This window comes from Agrobacterium sp. 16-172Ci (assembly GCF_053522725.1).
Window position 1 is genome coordinate 534375 of the sequence record NZ_JBNWBW010000001.1, and the last position, 22906, is coordinate 557280.

At 60.3% G+C, this 22906-nt stretch carries 19 protein-coding genes; 11 read left to right on the plus strand and 8 right to left on the minus strand.

Going from position 1 to position 22906, the window contains the following annotated elements:
• The first annotated feature begins 1 nt into the window (after position 1).
• The 4 genes from ACQZ40_RS02715 to ACQZ40_RS02730 all read left to right on the plus strand — a co-directional run bounded on the left by ACQZ40_RS02715 (position 2) and on the right by ACQZ40_RS02730 (position 4561).
• A complete protein-coding gene (locus tag ACQZ40_RS02715; protein ID WP_174043931.1) occupies positions 2-1162 on the plus strand; it encodes an ABC transporter permease subunit in 1161 nt (386 codons plus the stop codon).
• Positions 1163-1199: 37 nt separating this feature from the next.
• Positions 1200-2855, plus strand: coding sequence for a beta-galactosidase BglA (gene bglA / locus ACQZ40_RS02720; protein WP_059760843.1), 1656 nt, complete (start codon positions 1200-1202; stop codon positions 2853-2855).
• A 20-nt stretch (positions 2856-2875) separates the two neighbouring features.
• A complete protein-coding gene (locus ACQZ40_RS02725; RefSeq protein WP_142844022.1) occupies positions 2876-3964 on the plus strand; it encodes an ABC transporter ATP-binding protein in 1089 nt (362 codons plus the stop codon).
• 240 nt (positions 3965-4204) lie between these two features.
• Entirely contained in the window at positions 4205-4561 is a 357-nt protein-coding gene (locus ACQZ40_RS02730; protein ID WP_035236048.1) for a hypothetical protein, read from the plus strand.
• 21 nt (positions 4562-4582) lie between these two features.
• Here ACQZ40_RS02730 and ACQZ40_RS02735 read toward each other — a convergent pair whose 3' ends face one another.
• The 6 genes from ACQZ40_RS02735 to ACQZ40_RS02760 form a co-directional block, all read right to left on the minus strand.
• Entirely contained in the window at positions 4583-5947 is a 1365-nt protein-coding gene (locus ACQZ40_RS02735) for a metallophosphoesterase (protein WP_448747351.1), read from the minus strand.
• A 216-nt stretch (positions 5948-6163) separates the two neighbouring features.
• Positions 6164-7984 carry a phosphogluconate dehydratase gene (gene edd / locus ACQZ40_RS02740; RefSeq protein ID WP_271044908.1) on the minus strand — a complete coding sequence of 607 codons (1821 nt, stop codon included), beginning with the start codon at positions 7982-7984 and terminating at the stop codon, positions 6164-6166.
• A 128-nt stretch (positions 7985-8112) separates the two neighbouring features.
• Positions 8113-8811, minus strand: coding sequence for a 6-phosphogluconolactonase (gene pgl, locus ACQZ40_RS02745; protein ID WP_271044909.1), 699 nt, complete (start codon positions 8809-8811; stop codon positions 8113-8115).
• 10 nt (positions 8812-8821) lie between these two features.
• Positions 8822-10297, minus strand: coding sequence for a glucose-6-phosphate dehydrogenase (gene zwf / locus ACQZ40_RS02750; protein ID WP_065654429.1), 1476 nt, complete (start codon positions 10295-10297; stop codon positions 8822-8824).
• 136 nt (positions 10298-10433) lie between these two features.
• A complete protein-coding gene (locus ACQZ40_RS02755) occupies positions 10434-11720 on the minus strand; it encodes an NAD(P)/FAD-dependent oxidoreductase (RefSeq protein WP_433821983.1) in 1287 nt (428 codons plus the stop codon).
• A 12-nt stretch (positions 11721-11732) separates the two neighbouring features.
• A complete protein-coding gene (locus ACQZ40_RS02760; RefSeq protein ID WP_035260676.1) occupies positions 11733-13169 on the minus strand; it encodes a glutamine synthetase family protein in 1437 nt (478 codons plus the stop codon).
• A gap of 123 nt (positions 13170-13292) precedes the next feature.
• Between ACQZ40_RS02760 and ACQZ40_RS02765 the strand changes: the two genes are divergently transcribed.
• From ACQZ40_RS02765 to ACQZ40_RS02775, 3 genes are all read left to right on the plus strand, one after another.
• Positions 13293-14477, plus strand: a complete 1185-nt coding sequence (locus ACQZ40_RS02765; RefSeq protein WP_448747352.1) for an NAD(P)/FAD-dependent oxidoreductase — start codon at positions 13293-13295, stop codon at positions 14475-14477.
• A 356-nt stretch (positions 14478-14833) separates the two neighbouring features.
• Entirely contained in the window at positions 14834-14968 is a 135-nt protein-coding gene (locus ACQZ40_RS02770; RefSeq protein ID WP_448747353.1) for a hypothetical protein, read from the plus strand.
• Positions 14969-15221: 253 nt separating this feature from the next.
• Positions 15222-16094 carry a LysR family transcriptional regulator gene (locus tag ACQZ40_RS02775; protein WP_078051239.1) on the plus strand — a complete coding sequence of 291 codons (873 nt, stop codon included), beginning with the start codon at positions 15222-15224 and terminating at the stop codon, positions 16092-16094.
• Between the two features lie 13 nt (positions 16095-16107).
• Here the strand turns inward: ACQZ40_RS02775 and ACQZ40_RS02780 are convergent, their stop codons facing one another.
• Positions 16108-16365: an SMc00767 family acetate metabolism repressor gene (locus ACQZ40_RS02780; protein ID WP_003493954.1), complete on the minus strand. Its 258-nt coding sequence runs from the start codon at positions 16363-16365 to the stop codon at positions 16108-16110.
• Between the two features lie 84 nt (positions 16366-16449).
• On the minus strand, positions 16450-17739 hold the full coding sequence (aceA, locus tag ACQZ40_RS02785; RefSeq protein WP_004432607.1) for an isocitrate lyase: 1290 nt from the start codon (positions 17737-17739) through the stop codon (positions 16450-16452).
• Positions 17740-17994: 255 nt separating this feature from the next.
• On the opposite strand from aceA, the gene ACQZ40_RS02790 reads away from it, so the two are divergent.
• From ACQZ40_RS02790 to ACQZ40_RS02805, 4 genes are all read left to right on the plus strand, one after another.
• Complete coding sequence (locus ACQZ40_RS02790; protein ID WP_174038807.1) at positions 17995-19410, plus strand: helix-turn-helix domain-containing protein; 1416 nt, start codon at positions 17995-17997, stop codon at positions 19408-19410.
• 152 nt (positions 19411-19562) lie between these two features.
• Positions 19563-20660: a polyamine ABC transporter substrate-binding protein gene (locus tag ACQZ40_RS02795; protein WP_004432613.1), complete on the plus strand. Its 1098-nt coding sequence runs from the start codon at positions 19563-19565 to the stop codon at positions 20658-20660.
• A gap of 165 nt (positions 20661-20825) precedes the next feature.
• On the plus strand, positions 20826-21983 hold the full coding sequence (locus ACQZ40_RS02800; protein WP_080852663.1) for an ABC transporter ATP-binding protein: 1158 nt from the start codon (positions 20826-20828) through the stop codon (positions 21981-21983).
• Between the two features lie 11 nt (positions 21984-21994).
• Positions 21995-22903, plus strand: coding sequence for an ABC transporter permease subunit (locus ACQZ40_RS02805; RefSeq protein ID WP_080817796.1), 909 nt, complete (start codon positions 21995-21997; stop codon positions 22901-22903).
• The last annotated feature ends 3 nt before the right edge of the window (positions 22904-22906 follow it).

Sequence of the window (22906 nt, forward strand, 5' to 3'; positions counted from 1 at the left end):
GATGAATATTTTCAAACGCCTTCGCCGCGTCGGCCTGCCGCGCCTCATCGTCCATGCCAGCGTTCTGGTCGTCGTGCTGCTCTGGCTCCTGCCAACCCTCGGCATTCTCGTCAGCTCGCTGCGCGACAAGGACCAGATCACGGTCTCCGGTTGGTGGACGGCCTTCTCCAGTTCCGAACAGACCTCGGCGGTTCGCCTCGCCGATGCTTCGGTGCAGAAGCAGGACGGCAGCCGCTATGTCATATCGGGCAATGTTTTCGAAAACGGACAGGGCGGCAAGGTCGCGGCCTTCGGCGTTCGCGTACAGGAGCCCACGGCGTTCAAAGCCGGCGAGGCGGCCGATATCGGTGACGGCGAAACATTGCTCGTTAATACGGACGGCAGCTACGAATATAGCAAGGCCTCGAGCTTTGAAGGCTCTCGCGGCAAGCGCGTCTATATCTCCGTCGCGACGCCGCCCGTCTTCACACTCGATAATTATCGCACGGTTCTGACCTCGGAAGGCATCGGCCAATCCTTCGTCAACTCGCTCACCGTCGCCGTGCCGGCAACCGTCATCCCGATCCTGATTGCCGCCTTCGCCGCCTATGCGCTGTCATGGATGAGCTTTTCCGGCCGCAATCTCCTGATTGCCATGGTGGTGGGCCTGATCGTCGTGCCGTTGCAGATGTCGCTGATCCCGCTTCTCAGGCTCTATAATGAAATCGGCACCATCTTCGGCGTGCCGTCCAAGACCTATGCCGGCATCTGGCTGGCGCATACCGCCTTCGGCCTGCCGCTCGCCATCTATCTGCTGCGCAACTATATTTCCGGCCTGCCGAAAGAGATCATCGAAAGCGCCCGCGTGGATGGCGCGAGCGATTTTGAAATCTTCGTCAAGATCATCCTGCCGCTCTCTTTCCCGGCGCTCGCCTCCTTCGCCATCTTCCAGTTCCTGTGGACCTGGAACGACCTGCTTGTCGCCATGGTCTTCCTCGGTACGCAGAAGGACGAGCTGGTGCTGACCGGCGCCTTGAACGCGCTGCTCGGTTCGCGCGGCGGCAATTGGGAAATCCTCACCGCCTCGGCCTTCGTCACCATCGTCGTGCCGCTCTGCGTTTTCTTCGCCCTTCAACGTTATCTCGTGCGTGGCCTGCTCGCAGGCTCCGTCAAGGGAGGCTGATCATTCCATGAACGCCCATACCAGACAGGACACTTCCATGACCGCTTCGGTGACTTCCGCTTTGACGCCCAACAAGGACTGGTGGCGCGGCGCTGTTATCTATCAGATTTACCCGCGCTCCTATCAGGACTCCAATGGCGACGGCATAGGCGACCTCAAGGGCATCACCGACCGATTGGCGCATATCGCCAATCTGGGTGCCGACGCGATCTGGATTTCGCCCTTCTTCACCTCGCCGATGAAGGATTTCGGTTACGACGTCTCGAATTATGTCGATGTCGATCCGATGTTCGGCACGCTTGCCGATTTCGACGGCCTGATCGCCGAGGCCCATCGCCTCGGTATCCGCGTCATGATCGACCTCGTCATGTCGCATACCTCGGACCAGCACCCGTGGTTCGTGGAAAGCCGCGCCAGCCGCAGCAATCCGAAATCGAACTGGTATGTCTGGTCGGACAGCAAGCCGGACGGCACGCCGCCCAATAACTGGCTGTCGATCTTTGGCGGTTCCGCCTGGCAGTGGGATCCGACCCGCATGCAATATTACATGCACAACTTCCTGACCTCGCAGCCTGACCTCAACCTGCATAATCCGGAAGTGCAGGAAGAGCTGCTGAACATCACCCGTTTCTGGCTGAAGCGCGGCGTCGACGGTTTCCGCCTCGACACCATCAATTTCTATTTCCACGACCTCGAGCTGCGCGACAACCCGGCGCTCGCGCCGGAGCGCCGCAACGCCTCCACGGCTCCGGCGGTCAATCCCTATAACTTCCAGGAGCATCTCTACGACAAGAACCGCCCGGAAAATATCGCCTTCCTGAAGCGCTTCCGCGCGGTGCTGGACGAGTTCCCTGACATCGCCGCCGTCGGCGAAGTCGGTGACAGCCAGCGCGGCCTCGAAATCGTCGGCGAATATACATCCGGCGATGACAAGATGCAGATGTGCTACGCCTTCGAATTCCTCGCCCCCGATGCGCTCACTCCGCAGCGCGTCGCCGATGTGCAGGCGGATTTTGCGAAAGCCGCACCGGAAGGCTGGGCCTGCTGGGCTTTCTCCAACCACGATGTCGTGCGCCATGTCAGCCGCTGGGGCGAGCATGTCGAGGACAAGGACGCCTTCGCCAAGGTGCTTTCGGCACTCTTGATGACGCAGCGCGGTTCCGTCTGCATCTATGAGGGCGAGGAGCTCGGCCTCACCGAAGCGGACATCGCTTTTGAAGATTTGCAGGATCCCTACGGCATCCAGTTCTGGCCGGAATTCAAGGGCCGCGACGGTTGCCGCACGCCGATGGTGTGGGATGCCGGTCATGCCCAGGCGGGCTTCTCGACGTCGGAAAAGACGTGGCTGCCCATTCCGGCCGAGCACAAGCAGCGCGCCGTCAGCGCCCAGCAGGGCAACGAGGCCTCGGTGCTGGAACATTATCGCCGCTTCCTGAGCTTCCGCAAAAAGCATCCCGCTTTTGCCAAGGGCGGCATCGAATTCCAGCCGGTTGAGGGCGAAGTGCTAAGCTACACCCGCACACTCGGCAATGAAACCGTGCTTTGCCTCTTCAATCTGTCCGCAACGCCGGCAAAGGCGACGCTGCCGGAAGGGAACTGGGAGGTTCTCGAAGGCCACGGCTTTGCAGGCGGTCTTGAAGGCAGAAGCGTAGAACTTCCGGCATGGGGCGCATTCTTCGCCCGTTACGCCTGACAGATGAGGGAGGAACACCCATGACAAGTCTCGTTCTCAAGGATATCCGCAAATCATACGGGCAGGTGAAGGTCCTGCACGGCATCGATCTTCAGATCGAACAGGGCGAATTCATCGTTTTCGTCGGTCCCTCGGGCTGCGGAAAATCGACGCTGCTGCGCATGATCGCCGGTCTGGAGGAAATCACCGGCGGCGAGATGTATATTGACGGCCAGCTCGTCAACGAAATCCCGCCATCGCGGCGGGGTATCGCCATGGTGTTCCAGTCCTATGCGCTCTATCCGCATATGACGGTTTACGACAACATGGCCTTCGGCATGAAGATCGCGAAAGAGAACAAGCAGGAGATCGACCGCCGCGTTCGCGCCGCCGCTGAAATCCTGCAACTGACGCAATATCTGGAGCGGCTGCCAAAGGCGCTCTCCGGCGGCCAGCGCCAGCGCGTCGCCATCGGCCGCGCCATTTGCCGCAATCCTAAGGTCTTCCTGTTCGATGAACCCCTGTCGAACCTCGATGCGGCGCTGCGCGTCGCCACCCGCATCGAGATCGCCAAGCTCAACGAGCAGATGGCCGATACGACGATGATCTACGTCACCCACGACCAGGTGGAGGCGATGACGCTGGCGGACCGTATCGTCGTTTTGAATGCGGGCCGTGTGGAACAGGTGGGTGCGCCGCTCGAACTTTACGAGAGACCGGCCAATCTTTTCGTGGCGCGTTTCATCGGCTCGCCCGCCATGAACATCATCGCTGCAAAGATCACCGAAACCGGTGAGAGGACCTCCATCGAACTTGCCGGCGGCAAGACGCTCGCCGTTTATGTTCCGACGCCCGCAACCGAAAAGGGCAAGGCTGCGAGCTTCGGTGTCCGGCCGGAAGATCTGAGCATCGTCACCGGGGACGATTATCTTTTCGAGGGAAAAGTCGCGATCGTCGAGGCGCTGGGCGAAGTGACGCTGCTTTATCTCGAAGCGCCCAAGGGGCAGGAACCGATTATCGTCAAGGTGCCGGGCATCGTTTCCGTCGGCAAGGGCGAAACCCTGCGTTTTGCGGCACCGCAGGAAAAGCTCCACCTATTCGACGCCGAGGGTAAGACCTATCGCAGCTAATCGCCGTCGATACCGAAACCATGCCCCGGAACCTCCTCGTTCCGGGGTTTGGGCTGACCTTTTTACCGCTGTGGAAAAATCTCGGAAATGTCCCGCTTCCGGTCTGTTTAAGCCTGCGCTGATATGAATTGTTAAAGACTATGACCTAGTCTCAATCCATTGATCGAGCATGGGAGTCTGGGCGTGCAGAGCGGTACGGGTGTCATCAGGAACCATTACCTGAGCAAGGAAGAATCCTTCATGTATGACCGCGAAAGCCGGTTTCGCATGGAAGATACCATGAACGCCGCACGCATCGAATATACCGAAAAGGCCGTGATGCACATGGCGGCGCGCCGCTGCGATGTCATCCGCATCTCGCAGACCGAAGCGGTACTGGCTCTGCTGACGAAATATAACCTGCCGAACCAGTTCTATCTCGATATTCCCGACGCCCGCATCACCAAGATCGGCTGCGTGATGTTGCGCGTCAACGCCAACAACACCATCCACGTCCGCTTCCTGCGCATGCTGACGCAGAAGGAACTGGACCGCATTTTCGTGTTCAGCACGCATCCGGCGCATAGAGACCGGAAGCTCGATATCCGGTCGTTCTGAAGGCAATGTGATGAAGTGGGCTTAAGAGAGCCCACCCAGAACCGTCTGCTTCAACTTCAACTCTGGCACTTCCGTGAAGGCAAGATCGCTGCGGCCGAAATATTTTTGCTGATTGATGGCGGACCAGTCGTTGCAGACGAGTTTGTAGCGCTGTTTCGTTTCGGGCTTTTCCGGCATGGCGTAAAGATAATCGCCGGTGCGCGCGGCGAGCGGAATGTCGCCGTGCTGGTTGCAGCGCTTGAGGATTTGGGCAAGCGCCGCGCCATCCACTTCCGTCACCATCAGCGTGCCGTCGAAACGCACCGAGGCATTAAAATCATAGCGGCGAATATCGCCATCAGGCAGGCCCGCGCCCAGCGAGGTATGGGCAATGAAGCCGACATCCGCGCCGGTTTTTGCGGCGATGAGCTGCGCCACATGGCAGCCCGCCTCATCGACGTTCATCGCCTTCGCGCTTTTACCGACGATGGCCCGCTCTTCCGCCGTCAGGTGCTTTTCGAGCGTCTGCTCGATCAGCGTTTTGAGAGCCGGGGAGGCAGGCGCATTGAGGTCGATCGCGACCGTTTCCATGGCAGCCGCCTTGCCGGGTGTCGCAATGGTCGCAATCGTCATGGAGGTGCACCAGGAGCCGGTGTGAATATATCGGGTCGCGCCCTGTTCATGCACGAAGTTCAGGTGGTCATGGCCGCCGATCATCAACGTGCCGTCCGGCAGCAGGGGCAGGATATCGCGGTCGGCAACGACACCGGCATGGCTCATAACGATGTTGATCGCACCCGCCTTGACGATGCCGGGAAGATTGGCCTTGGCCCATTCGACCGGCTGCGGAATGTCGAGCGTCTCGCGCGTCGTCTTTGGATAGGTGTTGATCGCGTTGGTGGCGAGACCCGTAACGACGACTCTCTGTCCGCCGACATTCACTTCGGCGCTACCAGGAGCAAAAGGCTTTCCGCTGCGCTTGTCGACGATGTTGGACAGCACGGTGATGCCGAGCGCCTGGGCGCGGCTTACGAAATTGGCGAGATCGTTGTCGATATCGGGCTCATGATTGCCGATATTGACGACGGTGGGGGCGAGCTTTGCGAGCGCCGCCAGGAATGTCCATTCGATTTCCCCGGCAGACCGTGTGGCCACCGCATTGCCGATTTCGAAAAGGTCGCCGTTCAGCAAGACGATATGGGGCGCCTTGTCGGCGGCGATGCGCGTTTCGATGGCTGCGAGAAGCTGGCCGATACGCTCATAGGCCGAATGCAGGTCGGAGATGACGATTGCACGCAGCGCCACGTCCTGCGCTAGCGCTGGCTTTGCCGCTACCATCAGCGGCAACAGGGCGGTGCCCGCCATAAGCTTCAGCACATCGCGGCGTTTGCTTGAGAATATCGTCATGTCAGGCCCCATCATCCGAAACTATACCGCCGTCCCGCGGCCGGCTGAGAAGGCCCTAACGGGCGATCATCACAGCCGCATGACAAGTCTGACGTTTAAGACATGGGAAATAAAGCGGTTTCTGCACCAGCTCTCGGCGATGAGAGGTGCATTCAGGCGATACCGCAAAGTGGGGTTGAAAGGCGAAAGCCGCACCCGGCCTTCGCCCATCAAAAATCAATGGAACAGAACGCTGGCGCCCTGATCGGCCGGACCGGCATTGCGGCGGAAGGGGGCGAACAACTCGCGGCCCATGCCCCATTCATTGCCGGAAAGATCGGCCCGCGCCGGTTCGCGTTTCGCCAGTTCGGCGGCGGAAACCAGCACTTCCAGCGTGCCTGAGATTGCGTCCAGACGGATGATGTCGCCGTCGCGGATAAGCGAGATCGGGCCGCAATCGGAGGCTTCCGGCGTGACATGGATGGCGGCCGGCACCTTGCCGGAAGCGCCGGACATGCGCCCGTCGGTCACCAGCGCCACCTTGAAACCGCGATCCTGCAGCACACCGAGCGGCGGTGTCAGGCGGTGCAGCTCAGGCATGCCATTGGCCTTCGGCCCCTGGAAGCGGACGACGGCGATGAAATCGCGGTTGAGTTTGCCGTCCTTGAACGCGTCCTGAAGCTCCTGCTGGTCGTGGAACACGATAGCCGGCGCTTCGATGATGTGACGTTCCGGCTTGACGGCGGAAATCTTGATAACCGATTTGCCGAGATTACCGGTCAGCATCTTCAGACCACCGGTTGGCTGGAACGGGGTCTCGATGCTGGAAAGCACCTTCGGGTCGTGGCTCTGCTCGGGGGAGGGCTGGCGGACAACCGCGCCCTTCTCGTCAAGCATGGCATCCACGGTATAAGCCTCGAGGCCCTGTCCGAAGACGGTGCGCACATCGTCATGCACGAAGCCCTGTTTCAAAAGCTGCTTGATGAGGAAGCCCATGCCGCCGGCGGCGTGGAAATGGTTCACATCGGCAAGGCCGTTGGGATAAACGCGGGCGAGCAGCGGCACGACGTCGGAGAGATCGGAAATATCCTGCCAGGTGAGGATGATGCCGGCGGCGCGCGCCATGGCGATCAGATGCATTGTGTGGTTGGTGGAGCCACCCGTCGCATGCAGGCCGACGACGCCGTTGACGACGGATCTTTCATCGATCATCTCGCCTGCCGGGGTGAACTCGTTGCCCTGCGCGGTAATCGCCAGCGCACGCTTGGCAGCTTCACGCGTCAGCGCATCGCGCAGCGGCGTGCCGGGATTGATGAAGGAGGAGCCGGGCATGTGGAAACCCATGATCTCCATCAGCATCTGGTTGGAATTGGCGGTGCCGTAGAAGGTGCAGGTGCCAGGACCATGATAGGATTTCGATTCCGCTTCCAGAAGCTCGGCGCGGCCGACCTTGCCTTCGGCATAAAGCTGGCGCACGCGCGACTTCTCGTCATTCGGCAGGCCGGATGTCATCGGGCCTGCGGGAACGAAGACGGCGGGCAGATGGCCGAAGGCGAGGGCTGCGATGACGAGGCCGGGCACGATCTTGTCACAGACACCGAGATAGACAGCGGCGTCGAACATGTTGTGCGACAGGCCGATGCCGGCCGCCATGGCGATGGCGTCGCGGGAAAACAGCGAAAGCTCCATGCCCGGCTGGCCTTGGGTCACGCCATCGCACATGGCGGGAACCGCGCCTGCCACCTGCGCTATGCCACCCGCTTCTTTTGCCGCATCGCGGATGATCGCGGGGAAGGTCTCATAGGGCTGGTGCGCCGAGAGCATGTCGTTATAGGCGGTGATGATGCCGAGGTTTGGAACCCGGTCGCCGGCAAGGATGTCCTTGTCGGCGGGGGAACAGACGGCAAATCCATGCGCAAGATTGCCGCAGGAAAGCACGGAACGGTGAACGCCCTTCGAGACCTGCAGCCGCAGCCGCTCGAGATAGGTCTCGCGGTAGGGCTTGGAACGTTCGACGATGCGGGCGGTGATGGCCTGAATGCGGGAATCGGCGGACATGGGCGTTCATCCTGTTCGTTGGTCGGCAACCGGCGTTCCGGGAGGTGAACGGCCGGTTGTCGTGTTTCAGTCTTCATGTCTTCGGGGCGCTTTGTCGCCGGGCCGCAATCGCGGCGGTGGCGTTCGGCTTATGGCGCCCAGTATATATCCACGGGCGTTTCTGCCCGGTTCAGCACGGCGCGGATCGGCATTTCATCCTCATCCTCGCCCGACTGTGCCTTCTCCAGCGTCGCCTTCTTGGCAGCACCTTCGATATGCAGCACCAGAAACCCGGCATCGTGCAGGCTGGAGAAGTTGAAGGTCAACCGCTCCTCTCCCGCATTCTCCGCCGCCATGGTCAAAACGCCGCGCGGCTCATCGAGGTCCAGTGCTTCGTAGAGATTGTCTCCACCGGGGAAGAACGATGCCGTATGGCCATCCGTTCCCATGCCGAGAATGACGACATCGAACGGGTCGCAGATCGCCTCGGTCTTGACGGTCGCAAGCGTCGCGGCATCCTCCGGCGAGGCCGCCGGCTGGAACAGCGGCACGAAATAAGCCGACTTCGCCTTGTGCTGCAAAAGGTTCTCGGCAACGAGACGATGGTTAGAGCGGTCGCTTTCCGGCGGCACGAAACGTTCGTCCACCAGCGTCACGCTGATATTGGGCCAGTCGAGATCGTGTTTGGAAAGCGCCTGAAAGAACAGCTTGGGCGTCGAACCGCCGGAGACGGCAATGCTTGCCGCACCGCGATCCTTCGTTGCCGCATCAAGGCGTTTGGCAACCTCTGCCGAAAGAGCGGTTGCCAGTTCGGCGGCGGTGTCGAAGACGTGTATCGTTTCGCTCATCGCCGGGCCCTCAATCGGCATCGTGCCAGGTGCGGCCGTCGCGCTCGATCAGCGCGATGGAGCCGCTCGGACCCCAGGTGCCGGCGGTATAACCCTGCACGCCCTGTCCCAGATCTTCCCAGCTCTTGAGAATGGGATCGACCCAATCCCACGCCGCTTCCACTTCGTCGCGGCGCATGAACAGCGTCTGGTTGGAGCGGATCGTATCCATCAACAGACGCTCATAGGCATCGGGGCTGCGCACGTTGAAGGCTTCGGCAAAGCTCATGTCCAGCGAGACCTGACGCAGGCGCATACCGCCCGGGCCGGGGTCCTTGATGAGCAGAGACTGCTTGACGCCCTCATCCGGCTGCAGGCGAATGACCAGCTTGTTGGCCTCGATCTTGCCGGCCGCATCGTCGAAGATCGAATGCGGGATCTGCTTGAAGGTGACGACGATTTCCGAAACGCGGGTCGCAAGGCGTTTGCCCGTGCGGATGTAGAAGGGAACGCCGGCCCAGCGCCAGTTGGCGATTTCAGCCTTGATGGCGACGAAGGTTTCGGTGTTGGAAACGCCGCCTTCCAGCTCTTCCAGATAGCCCTTGACCGGGCCACCGGCGGAAGCGCCGGCACGGTACTGGCCGCGAACCGTCTGCTTTTCGACGTTGCTGGTGTCGATTGGCTTCAGCGAGCGCAGAACCTTGAGCTTTTCGTCACGCACGGCTTCGGCATTCATCGATGCCGGCGGTTCCATGGCGACAAGGCAAAGCAGCTGCAGGATATGGTTCTGCACCATGTCGCGCAGCGCACCGGCCTTGTCATAATAACCCGCGCGGCCTTCAAGGCCGACCGCTTCGGCAACGGTGATCTGCACATGGTCGATATGGGCGGAATTCCACAGCGGCTCATAAAGCGCATTGGCGAAACGCAGCGCCATAAGGTTCTGCACCGTCTCCTTGCCGAGATAGTGGTCGATACGGAAGATCTGCTCTTCCTTGAAGACGTGGCCGATGGTGTCGTTCAGTTCCTGCGCGGAAGCGAGATCGCGGCCGATAGGCTTTTCAACGACGATGCGGGTCGAGCGGGTGATGAGCTTGTGCTCGCGGATCTTGTCGGCAATATCGCCGAAAATGCCGGGCGCGACGGCCAGATAGAAGGCGCGCACGCGCTCCTTGCCCTCGTCCAGCAGCTTCTTCAGCACGTCCCAGCCATTATTGCCCTTGGCATCGACTGGCACGTAGAAAAGCCTGTTCAGGAAGGTGGCGACCTGCGCATCGTCATATTCGCCGGCCTTCAGGTGCTCCTTCAGCGCGTCCTGCGCGAATTTGCGATATTCCTCGTGGGTCATGACCGAACGCGACGCGCCGATGATGCGGGTCGGCTCCGTGAACTGGCCTTCGACCTGCCGGTGATAAAGGGCCGGCAGAAGCTTGCGCTCGGCAAGATCGCCCGTGCCGCCGAAAACGACACAATCAAAAGGTTCAACAGGAATGATCTGACTGCTCATATCGATTCTCTCGATCTTCAAAGGTTGGGGCATCAATAATCTAATCGATTTAAAAATGCCAGACTCAGTTATGTGAAATTATGAATTTTGCTTCCGCCAACTCGTCCGCCGCCGGCAACAGTCTGTAAACATTGGTCTAAAACCTGTCTCGCAACGCGTACCACGAGAGCGCGAGGAAAAGCAGCGGCGCGCGCAGCGACGCCCCGCCGGGAAAAGAGGGCACCTTCAGCTGCGCGAAGGGCGCCAGCATGTCCTTTTTGCCGAGAACGAGATCGGCATAGAGCTTGCCGCAATAGTTCGACAGCATCACCCCATGGCCGGAATAACCGCCGATGGAGGTGACGCCGGGCATGACGTCGCGCACGAAGACTTTGCGCGGCAGGGTAATGCCGACGGAGCCGCCCCAGGAATGGCTGATCTCTATATCTTTCAGCGCAGGATAGATTTCCGCGATCTGCCGGCGGATGTGGCTGGAAATATCGCGCGGCGTATCGGCCGTGTAGGCTTCGCGGCCGCCGAACAGCAGCCGGTTATCGGCCGTCTTGCGGAAATAGCGCACCACGAACCGCGAATCCGCCACGGCTTCCCGGTCGGGAATGATGTCGGGAAACGCATCCAGCGGCACGGTGGCGCCGATGAAGGAACGGATCGGCATGATATGGGCGGCGGTCACCGGTTCCAGATTGCCGATATAGGCATTGGTGGCGGTCAGTACCCGCGGCGCAGTGATCGTGCCGAAAGGCGTTTCGATGATGGTCTTGCCGCCCACTTGCCGGATGGATTTCGCCGGCGTCATTTCATAAATGCCGGCGCCCGCCGCTTTCGCCGCCTTCGCCAGCCCGACCAGCAGCTTCAACGGGTGGATATGGCCGGTGCCGGTATCGCGCGTGCCGCCGAAATAATGGGTGGAGCCGACGCGTTTGCGTGCTTCTGCGCGTTCCATGTAGGAAATATGCGGATAGCCATAACGGTTGTTCATCGCATCGACACTTCGGCGATAATCGTCCTCGTAAGCGGCCTTGTGCGCCACATAGAGCTGCCCGGGAAGATATTCCATGTCGATGCCGCGGCTGACGGCGAAGCCGCGCAGGTAGTTTTTGGCGTCCTCGGCGATGTCGAACAGCAGCTTGGATTGCTCGAAGCCGATCTCGCCTTCCATCTCGTCGGGGAAGGAACGCTGGCCGGTGCCGAATTGCCCGCCATTGCGGCCGGAAGCGCCATCGCCGAAGCGATGCGCTTCGATGAGGGCGACGGAGACGCCGTTTTCGGCGAGGTTACAGGCGGCCTGAAGGCCGGTATAACCGCCGCCGATGATGGCCACGTCCACCTCTTTCGACCCGTCGAGAGCGGGATAGTCCGGCCGCTCGCCAACGGTTGCCTGATACCAGGAAATTCCCGGCGCAATCGGGCTTTGCCATGTCATGCTCGGGGTTCCTCACACGTTGAGAAGCAGGAATTCCCGCTCCCAGGGGCTGATGACCTGCATGAAGGTCTCGAACTCCCCACGTTTCAGACCGGCATAGAGGCCCACGAATTCATGGCCGAACACCCGGTCGAACTGCTCTTCGCCTTCCAGCAGCGCCACGGCTTCCAGAAGACCGCGCGGCAATTCGATGGAGCCTTCATTGGCGGTATCGGCGGTGGGTTCGGTCGGCTCGATATTGTTGACGATGCCAAGCCAGCCGCAGCCGAGCGAGGCGGCAAGCGCGAGATAGGGATTGGCGTCCGAACTCGGCAGGCGGTTTTCGACACGCCGCGCCTGCGGACCGGAAATCGGCACGCGGAAGGCGGTCGTGCGGTTGTCGTAACCCCAGGCATTGTTTACCGGGCAGGCCATGTCGGGCGTCAGGCGGCGATAGGAATTCACATAGGGTGCCAGCATGACGAGAGCGTTCGGAACATAACGCTGCATGCCGCCCACGAAGGAGAAGAATTCCTTCGAAGGGCTACCATCGGCATTGGAGAAGATATTGCGGCCGCTGTCGATTTCCACCACCGACTGGTGGATATGCATGGCCGAACCCGGCTGGCCCTGCATGGGCTTGGCCATGAAGGTGGCGTAGATGCCGTGCTTCAGCGCCGCCTCACGGATGGTGCGCTTGAACAGGAACACCTGGTCGGCAAGCTCAATCGGGTCGCCATGGCGCAGGTTGATTTCCAGCTGCGCCGGGCCTTCCTCGTGGATCAGCGTATCGATCTCGAGGCCCTGTTTTTCGGAGAAATGGTAGATGTCGTCGATCAACTCGTCGAATTCGTTGATGCCGGCGATGGAATAGCTCTGCCCGCCGACGATGGAGCGGCCGGACCGGCCCTTCGGCGGATGCAGCGGATAATCCGGGTCGTCATTCATGGCGACGAGGTAGAATTCGATCTCAGGTGCCACGACCGGCTTCCAGCCCTTTTCGGTATAGAGCGAAAGCACATTCTTCAGCACATTGCGCGGCGTGTAGGGCACGAAATTGCCCTCGGCATCCACCACGTCGCAGATCACCTGCGCGGTCGGGTCCGTTTCCCACGGCACGACGGAAAGGGTGGAAAGATCGGGCACCAGCTTCAGGTCGCTGTCGCGCGGCTCGTAACGGAAATTCGCGGTCTCATCGGGATATTCGCCGGAGATCGTATGGCGGTAGAGCGCGGAGGGCAGGGCAAGCGAGGTATCGCCCGTGAATTTCGCCGTCGGCATCATCTTGCCGCGCGGAACGCCGGCAAGGTCGGGCGTGATGCATTCTATGTCTTCGATCCCGCGCGCCCGCAGCCATTGTGCGGCTTCGCGCCAGGAGGAAACGCCACGGGGGGAGGAAAGGTCGAGGGGAGGTGTCTTTGCCATGGTTGCCTGTTTCTTCGGGCGGAGCATGGTTTTCTTGGCGGGCATGTATCACCGGGTCTGTGTTTCGACTGGCGCCATCATAACCGTAGTTTGGCAATTGGCGAGGGGGAAAGCGCCATTGACAACGGGCGGCACTTCGAAAAGAGGAAAGGAAACGGATCGGATGGAATGATGACAGAGAAATGTGACGTGCTGATTTTGGGGGCGGGCGCCGCCGGCATGATGTGCGCCATCCGCGCCGGCCAGCGCGGCCGCTCCGTCGTCATTCTCGACCATGCGAAAGCGCCGGGCGAAAAGATCCGCATTTCCGGCGGCGGCCGCTGCAACTTCACCAATATCCATGCCGGGCCGAAGAATTATCTCTCCGCCAACCCGCATTTCGCCAAATCCGCGCTCGCCCGCTATACGCCGCGCGATTTCATCGCCCTTGTCGAAAAACACCGCATCGCCTGGCATGAAAAAACGCTCGGCCAGCTCTTTTGCGATAACAGCGCCAAGGACATTATCCGTATGCTGCTCGGCGAAATGCAGGCGGTGAATGCGAAGCTGCGGCTCGAAACCTCAGTCTCGGCCGTCACCCATGATGGCGGGCGTTTTCGCGTCACGACATCCGCCGGCGTCATCGAAGCGGAAAGCCTCATTGTGGCGACGGGCGGCAAGTCGATCCCGAAAATGGGTGCGACCGGTTTTGCCTATCAGATCGCCGAACAATTCGGCCTCAAGCTCATCGAGACCCGTCCGGGCCTCGTGCCGCTGACGCTTGATCCCGCAGCGCTTGAAAGGCTGAGCCCGCTTGCCGGTGTCGCGGTCCCGGCAGAAGTTTTCCACGGCAAGACCTCGTTTGAGGAAGCGCTGCTCTTCACCCATCGCGGTTTGAGCGGACCCTCGATCCTGCAAATCTCCTCCTACTGGCGTGAAGGCGATACGATCCGCCTCAAGCTGGAACCGGCGCGCGATATAGTCGCCTTGCTAAAGGAAGCGAAGCAGAAGAACGGCCGACAGTCGGCCCAAACGGCTCTTGCGGAAATCCTGCCGAAACGGCTGGCCCAACATGTGGTCGAAAAATCAGGCCTTACCGGCAATCTTGCCGATATGTCCGACAAGGCTCTGACGACGTTAGCGAATGAGGTGCAGGACTGGCAGATCAAGCCCGCCGGCTCCGAAGGCTATCGCACGGCGGAGGTCACGCTTGGCGGTGTTGATACGACGGGCCTCGATTCTCGCAGCATGGCGGCGAAATCCCTGGCCAACCTCTATTTCATCGGCGAATGCGTGGATGTGACCGGCTGGCTGGGCGGCTATAATTTCCAGTGGGCCTGGGCGTCTGGGCAGGCGGCAGGCGAATTCGCGTGACTGTCTCTGGCCATGGAGTAAGTTCGCAACTTTCTCCTCCGTCATACCGGCCTTGAGCCGGTATCCAGTCAGCCCAAGTCTTTGGGCTGAAAAGACTACTCTCGCCGCACAGACGTGCGTCGGCTGGACCCCGGATCTAGTCCGGGGTGACGGAGTATGATGAGCCTGCTCGCCAAACTTGCTGGCTGAGTTTATTGTCCCTCTTCGCCCTTTTTAACAACCTGTTAATGGGCGTGGAGTCATCCTGACCAAATGCCAGCAAGGCCGGATCGCTCAATGATCCCGCTGCACATGATGTCCTGCTGGAGGCCTTAACAGGGCATGGGTCGGTTGAGTTTTTCGTCAGGAACCCGCGCATGAACAGATTCGCACATCGCCGCCCTCGCGCCATTGCCATCGCCCGCACTGACAACGAGAGCCGTCAGCTGGCCTTTCGCCTGAGCCTCACCGCAGCCGGTGCTCTGGCAGCCCTGATCGCCCTCTTTCACTGATCCGCGGCTCTTTGCCTTCATCCGGCTTATAAGCGCGCTGAAAAGCCGCCACGGCCGAGATGCCTGCGCCATATCGGCATAAAATTTCTCTTCTTGTAGAATGGCTTCGCGCCGTGTGCGCGGCTGCTGGTTTTCGATGATCGTCCGGGCTGCAAAAATCGCGTGCATGTCGCTCTCCTTCTAATGCGGAGGGCCATGATGCACGCCGTTTTTTGATTTATCTGCGCAAGAAAATGCGCTACGTTTTTCATCGATGAAAAACGTCACCTGGGATTCCTATCAGCTTTTCCTCGATGTGTCACGCAGCGGCGGCCTGACGGGTGCTGCGTCGCTGACGGGCTTGAGCCCCGCGACGGTGGGACGACGCATGGTAGAGCTGGAGGAGCGTATCGGCAAGGCGCTGTTCCAGCGCAGCCAGACGGGATACGCCCTGACGGCAGACGGCCGAACGCTGTTCGACCGGCTTCAGGCGATGGAGAATGCGGCGAGGGACATCGAGGGATGGCAGAAGGCGTCGTCGGCCTCGTCTGTCGTGCGCATTGCCGTCGGCACCTGGAACGCCTGGCTGCTGACCGGAAATTTCTCCGCCATCTGCACCGACCGCGACGATTTCCGCATCGACCTTTTCATTGCCGAACAGAGGGCGTCTCTGGCCCATCGCGAAAACGATATCGGCATTCGCGCTTTCGAACCACAGGAAAAGAACCTTGCCGCCATCCGGACGGGGGAGGTGGCCTATGCGCCCTACAGGCTGCGCAACGCCGCCGTTTCCGTCGCCGACCGTTGGCTGGCGGTGGCGGAGGAAAACGCCATTTCAACCTATCTGCGCTGGCCCCATGAAAATCGTAACAACGGGATCGTGGTAACGGTGAACCGTCCGACGGCGCTTCTCGATCTGGTGCTGGCCGGGGCGGGGGTCGCGGTGCTTCCGTGTTTCGTGGGTGATGCGGATGCGCGGCTCGCTCGGGAAGGCGAAGAACTGGAGAGCCTTCGCCACAATCAATGGATCGTCATGAACAATGACGATCGCCACCGCCGTGATATCAGGACGGTGGCGGATCGGATGACCCGTCTGATCAAGAGCCATTCCGATCTCTATGCCGGGCGCAAGAGCCGCCCGGCATAGAAAGGAGGCCGTTTCAGGCGGCCGCACTTCCCTGTGCGACGATGACGGGGATAAGCAGATCGCCCCAGTTGCCGCCGCCGCCATGGTGGCGGGCCGAGCGGACCAGCTCGACGGAAACGCCGGCCTCGACGGCTTTCATGACGGCCTGATTGAGGCGGTGCAGATCATTGGCCAGCATGCGGATGGCGGCCTGCTGATCCTGCGTCATGGCGGAGGACTGTTCCTCGGCGCGTTCCTTGACGTGGGTCTTGATGGGGTTATGGGCATTCATGGCATTTCTCCTCTCATTATTGGTTGGGGTTCTTGATCCGGTTTGCAAGCCCTTCCCGTCACCGGGAAGGGCAGTTTCTTGATTTTATTCAGCCGCCGGGCGGAACTGGTCGTGCTCGGTGGATTCCTTCATGGCTGTCGTGGAAGACGTGCCGCCAGAGATCGCCAGAGACACGGCGTCGAAATAGCCGGTGCCGACTTCGCGCTGGTGCTTGGTGGCGGTGTAACCATTGGCCTCGGCCGCGAATTCCGCTTCCTGAAGCTCGGAATAGGCCGCCATCTGCCGGTCCTTGTAACCGCGCGCCAGTTCGAACATGCCGAAATTCAGCTGGTGGAAACCGGCAAGCGTGATGAACTGGAACTTGTAGCCCATCGCGCCGAGTTCCCGCTGGAACTTGGCAATCGTCGCGTCGTCGAGGTTCTTTTTCCAGTTGAACGACGGCGAGCAATTGTAAGCGAGTTTCTTGCCCGGATGCACCTTGTGCACGCCCTCGGCAAACCTGCGCGCCTGTTCGAGATCCGGCTTGGAAGTCTCGCACCAGATCAGGTCGCAATAGGGCGCATAGGCAACGGCGCGGGCAATGCAGGGCTCAAGACCGTTCTTGACCTGATAGAAGCCCTCGACGGTGCGGCCGGCATCGTAATCCACGAAGGGACGGTCGCGCTCGTCGATATCGGAGGTCAGGAGCTTCGCGGCCTCCGCATCCGTGCGGGCGATAACCAGAGTCGGCACACCCATGACATCGGCCGCAAGCCGCGCCGCCGTCAGGTTACGGATATGCGCCGCCGTCGGGATCAGAACCTTGCCGCCGAGATGGCCGCATTTCTTTTCCGATGCCAGCTGGTCTTCATAGTGAACACCCGCAGCACCTGCCTCGATAAAGGCTTTCATGATCTCGAAGGCGTTGAGCGGTCCGCCGAAACCGGCCTCCGCATCGGCAACGATCGGCGCGAACCAGGTGTCGACCGAAAGGCCCTTGCCTTCCGCCGTCTCGATCTGGTCGGCGCGCTGCAGGGTGCGGTTGATACGCTTTGCAAGCTCCGGTGCGGCATTGGCCGGATAAAGCGACTGGTCAGGATACATGGCCGATGCCGTATTGGCATCCGCCGCAACCTGCCAGCCGGAAAGATAGATCGCCTTCAGTCCGGCGCGAACCATCTGCATGGCCTGGTTGCCGGAAAGCGCGCCGAGCGCGTTGACGAAATTTTCCTCGTTGATCAGCTTCCACAGTCGGTTCGCGCCCATCTCGGCCAGCGAATGGCGGATGTCGACGGAGCCGCGCAGCCGTTCCACGTCGGCGGCGGTGTAGGTGCGCTCGATGCCATCGAAACGTCCCTGCGGTGCGCCCGGAACAAGTTTGTAAAAATCCGTCATACTTCTCTCTCCCATGATAAATGCGGTTTCCGTAACGGGCCCTCTTCAACATCATATGGCGCCGTTTGATGTGACTACATTTACATTTTTCGAGATTTGAGCGCCAGAACAAACATAAAAACAGTGACTTGAAAGAGGTTATCCTGTAGGGTGCGTGACAGGTGGGAGCTGTAAAATTGTAAATTTTGTAAAAGTCTTTTGCCCGCAGAGTTTGTAACAGGTTTGTATGAGTCGTAGGCACGGGGAGGTGAGGCGGTGTCGGAAAACAAGATTTTTGCAGGCCCGCGCGTGCGCCGCATTCGCAACGGCCTGGCGCTGACCCAGACGGCAATGGCCGAGGCGCTGGCGATTTCGCCGTCCTATCTCAATCTCATCGAGCGCAACCAGCGGCCGCTGACGGTGCAGCTGCTTTTGAAGCTTGCCTCCGTCTACAAGGTCGATCTGGATGACCTGCAGGGCGAAAGCGCCGGTTCCGCCGGGCAGCTGCGTGAGGTCTTCGCCGATCCGCTGCTGGCGGGTGAGGTGCCATCACCGCAGGAACTGATCGAGGTTGCCGATGCCGCGCCCAATGCGGCAAGCGGTGTCCTCAAGCTTTACCGGGCCTATAGGGAGCAGGCACAGCGCCTTTCCGACCTCTCCGATCTTCTGGCGCGGGAGGGGCACGAGACGGCGCTCTCCTCCACCCGCCTGCCGATCGACGAGGTGCGCCACGTCTTTGAAAACCGGCCGGCTTATTTCCATGCCATCGATGCGGCGGCGGAAGAGCTCCACAAACACCTGTCGGCGGGCGACGATCTCGCCTCCGGCCTTCGTGCATGGCTTCAGAAAAACCACGGCATCGTGGTCCGCACCCTGCCGGTTCATGCCATGCCGAATCTCAGGCGGCGTTATGACCGCCACTCCATGCGGCTGTTTTTATCCGAACGCCTGTCGCAGCCGGACCAATTGCGGGAAATGGCCATGGAGACCTGTCTTCTGGCGCTTCGCGAAGAAATCGGCACGGAGCTCGAAGGGCTTGGCCTGAAAGGGGAGGAGGCGAGGCGCATCGCCCGCTTCGAACTGGCGCGCTACGCCGCCCATGCGTTGATGATGCCCTATGGCGCATTCCTGAGCGCCTCCCAGCGGGCGAAATACGATCTCGAGGTTTTGCGGTCGCGCTTCAACGTTTCTTTCGAACAGGCAGCCAACCGCCTTGTCAGCCTGCAACGGCCGTCGGCCGCGGCGATCCCGTTTTTCCTGATGGAGATCGACAATGCCGGCAACCGTTTCCGCCTTGCAGGGGCCGGCGGTTTTCCAAGGGCGCGTTTTGGCGGCCTCTGTCCGCGGCTCAATATTCATGCCGCTTTCGCCCAGCCGGGACAGGTGCTGGTGGAGGCGGTGGAGATGCCGGATGGCGACGCGTTCCTCACGGTGTCGCGTACGTTGGAAGGTCCGCAGGCGGGTTTCGGCGAAAGGGTGCGGCGAACGGCCGTGCTTCTCGGCTGCGATCTCGCCCAGGCCGGAGAGACCGTCTATGGCCCCGCCGCTTCGGGTGCTGCGCCCGTCGCCGTCGGCCCTTCGTGCCGGCTATGCGAAAGGCAGGGCTGTCTGTCGCGGGCGGAAGCGCCGCTGACGCGGCCGCTCGGGCTCGATGAAATGGTTACCGGTCTCAGTGTTTTCGACTTCCAGTAGGTGTTTCCATTCGCTTTTTTGTGGCCGGAACACATTTGGTTGAAAATGCTGTGCTGCACATTTCCCGCTTGCTCCCTTTTGTTTTCCTTTCTAGTCTCTCCCAAAAAAGGGGATCACGCTCCCATCGTGAGGATGCGTTAACAGGAGACATCATGAAAAACCGTTCTCTCCGCCTGACCTTGGCTCTCACCACCGCGCTCGTTGCAGCAGGCTCGGCAATGGCCCAGGAGAAGGTCGTCCACGTCTATAACTGGTCGGATTATATCGACGAATCGATCCTTGCCGATTTCACCAAGGAAACCGGCATCAAGGTCGTCTATGACGTTTTCGACAGCAACGAGCTTGTGGAAACCAAGCTTCTGGCCGGCAGCTCCGGTTATGATGTCGTGGTGCCGACCGGGCCCTTCCTCGCCCGCCAGATCAATGCCGGCGTGTTCCAGAAACTCGACAAGTCCAAGTTGCCGAATCTGAAGAACATGTGGCCCGAGGTTTCCGAGCGTCTGGCCAAATACGATCCCGGCAACGAATATGCCGTGAACTACATGTGGGGCACCACCGGCATCGGCTATAATGTCGCCAAGGTGAAGGCGGCGCTCGGCGATGTTCCGGTCGACAGCTGGGATATTCTCTTCAAGCCGGAAAATGCCGAAAAGCTGAAATCCTGCGGCATCAATATTCTCGATGCGTCGGACGAGACCTTCGCCATCGCCATGAACTATCTCGGCAAGAATCCGGATAGCAAGGAAACCGCCGACCTCGAGGCGGGCGGCGACGTCTATATGAAGATCCGCCCCTATGTGAAGACCTTCAACTCCTCCGCCTACATCGATGAGCTGGCGAACGGGGACAGCTGCATCACCATCGGCTGGTCCGGCGATATCCTGCAGGCGAAAAGCCGCGCCGAGGAAGCCAAGAACGGCGTCGAGGTGAACTACGTCATTCCGAAGGAAGGCACCTATATGTGGTTCGACAACCTTGCCATCCCGGCGGATGCCAAGAATGTCGAGGAAGCCCACGCCTTCATCAACTATCTGATGCGGCCGGAAGTCATCGCCAAGGCCTCCAACTATGTTCAGTATGCCAATGGCAACCTCGCCTCGCAGGCGCTGATGGATGAGTCCGTCGCCAAGAACCCGGCGGTTTATCCCGATGCCGAGACGCTGAAGAAGCTCTTCACCATCTCGCCCTACGGGCCGAAGGAACAGCGCGTCCTGAACCGCGTCTGGACGCAGATAAAGACCGGCAGCTGACACTTCCGCCCGCTGGTTGAGGAACGGCCGGCGGGCCTGTTTCTCTGATCCTTTGCCGGCAGGTTCCGTTACCTGCCGGCGTCGCCCGCCTCAGAGCATCGGACCGAAAGTCGGAAAATCCGATGCTCAAATCTACACGACCAACGGGATTTGAGGGTAGGGTGAATGGCGAAAACTCTGGGGCCGGTCAAACGCAAATTTAGCCCTTGGGACAATCCCGATGCGGTGCCCTTCATCCGCTTTGAAAACGTCACCAAACGTTTTGGCGATTTCGTCGCCGTCAACAATCTGACGCTCGATATCTATGAACGCGAGTTCTTCTCGCTGCTCGGTCCCTCCGGCTGCGGCAAGACCACGCTGATGCGCATGCTGGCCGGTTTCGAGGAACCGACCGAAGGCCGCATCCTGCTGCAGGGCAAGGATATTTCCGGCGTACCGCCCTATAAGCGCCCCACCAACATGATGTTCCAGTCCTACGCGCTTTTCCCGCATATGTCGGTGGAAAAGAACGTCGCTTTCGGTCTGGAGCAGGACGGTCTGCCCAAGGCGGATATCGCCGCTCGCGTCGAAGAAATGCTGCGGCTCGTCAAGCTCACGGAATTCGCAAGGCGCAAGCCAAGCCAGCTTTCAGGCGGTCAGCGGCAGCGCGTGGCGCTCGCCCGGTCGCTTGCCAAGCGACCCAAGGTGCTTCTGCTGGATGAACCGCTCGGCGCGCTCGACAAGAAGCTGCGCGAGGAAACGCAATTCGAACTGATGGACATCCAGACCAATCTCGGCCTTACCTTCCTCATCGTCACCCACGATCAGGAAGAAGCGATGACGGTCTCGGACCGCATCGCTGTCATGGACAAGGGCAATGTCGTTCAGGTGGCGACACCGGCCGAAATCTATGAAGCGCCTAACAGCCGCTATGTGGCGGATTTCATCGGCGATATCAATATCTTCGACGCCAATGTCGTCGCCAATGCTTCCGATATCGGCAAACCGGGTCTGGTGACGCTGGATTGCGAAGGGCTGAAGGTGGCGGTGGAGCAGGAATGCGCTGCCGCGACCGGCAGCCAGGTGGCTTTCGCCATCCGCCCGGAAAAGGTCCGCATCTCGCTCGATCAGCCCGCCGATAGCAGCATCAATTCCGCCTATGGCGAGGTCTGGGATATCGGCTATCTCGGCGACTTCTCCGTCTTCATCGTCAAGCTTGCCGATGGCCGCGTCATTCGCGCCGCGCAGGCGAATGTCTCGCGTCTCGTCGACCGCCCGATCACCTTCGGCGATATGGTGTGGCTGAACTGGAAACCGGATTCAGGTCTTGTCCTGACACGCTGAGGGAGGCTTTCATGGCGATCACCACTCCCGAAAACCGGCAAAGCCCCTGGCGCTGGCTGGTCGTCGCGGTTCCCTATTTCTGGCTGCTGCTATTCTTCGCAGCACCGTTTTTCATCATCTTCAAAATCTCGCTGTCGGATACGGCGATCTCCATGCCGCCCTATACGCCGGTTTTCGAAGGGTTTTCGAAACTCGGCGCCTTCTTCTCCGAACTGGATTTCGAGAACTACCTCTTCCTGACGGAAGACCCGCTTTACATTGACGCCTATCTATCATCGCTGCGCATCGCCTTCATCTCCACCTTTCTGCTTTTGCTGATCGGTTATCCCATGGCGCTCGCCATGGCGCGCGCGCCGTCTTCCATTCGCCCGACGCTGGTGATGCTGGTGATCCTGCCGTTCTGGACCTCGTTCCTGATCCGCGTTTATGCCTGGATCGGCATTCTGAAGCCGGAGGGCCTGTTGACGGTGCTGTTCCAATGGCTCGGTCTTCTCGGGCCGGACCAGCAGGTCAATATCTTCCGCACCGAGACGGCGATCTTCATCGGCATCGTTTATTCCTATCTGCCCTTCATGGTGCTGCCGCTCTATTCGGCACTGGAAAAGCTCGACAATACGCTGCTGGAAGCGGCGGCCGATCTCGGTTGCCCGCCATGGAAAGCCTTCTGGAAGATCACCTTCCCGCTGTCGCTGCCGGGCGTCGTGGCCGGCTCGATGATCTGCTTCATTCCGATAACAGGGGAATTCGTCATCCCTGATCTCTTGGGCGGCGCCCAGACGCTGATGATCGGCAAGACGCTGTGGACGGAATTCTTCGGCAACCGCGACTGGCCCCTGGCATCCGCCGTCGCCGTGCTGCTACTGCTGTTGCTGGTGGTGCCCATCGCCATCTTCCAGAACCAGCAGAAGAAGGTGGGGTGAGAC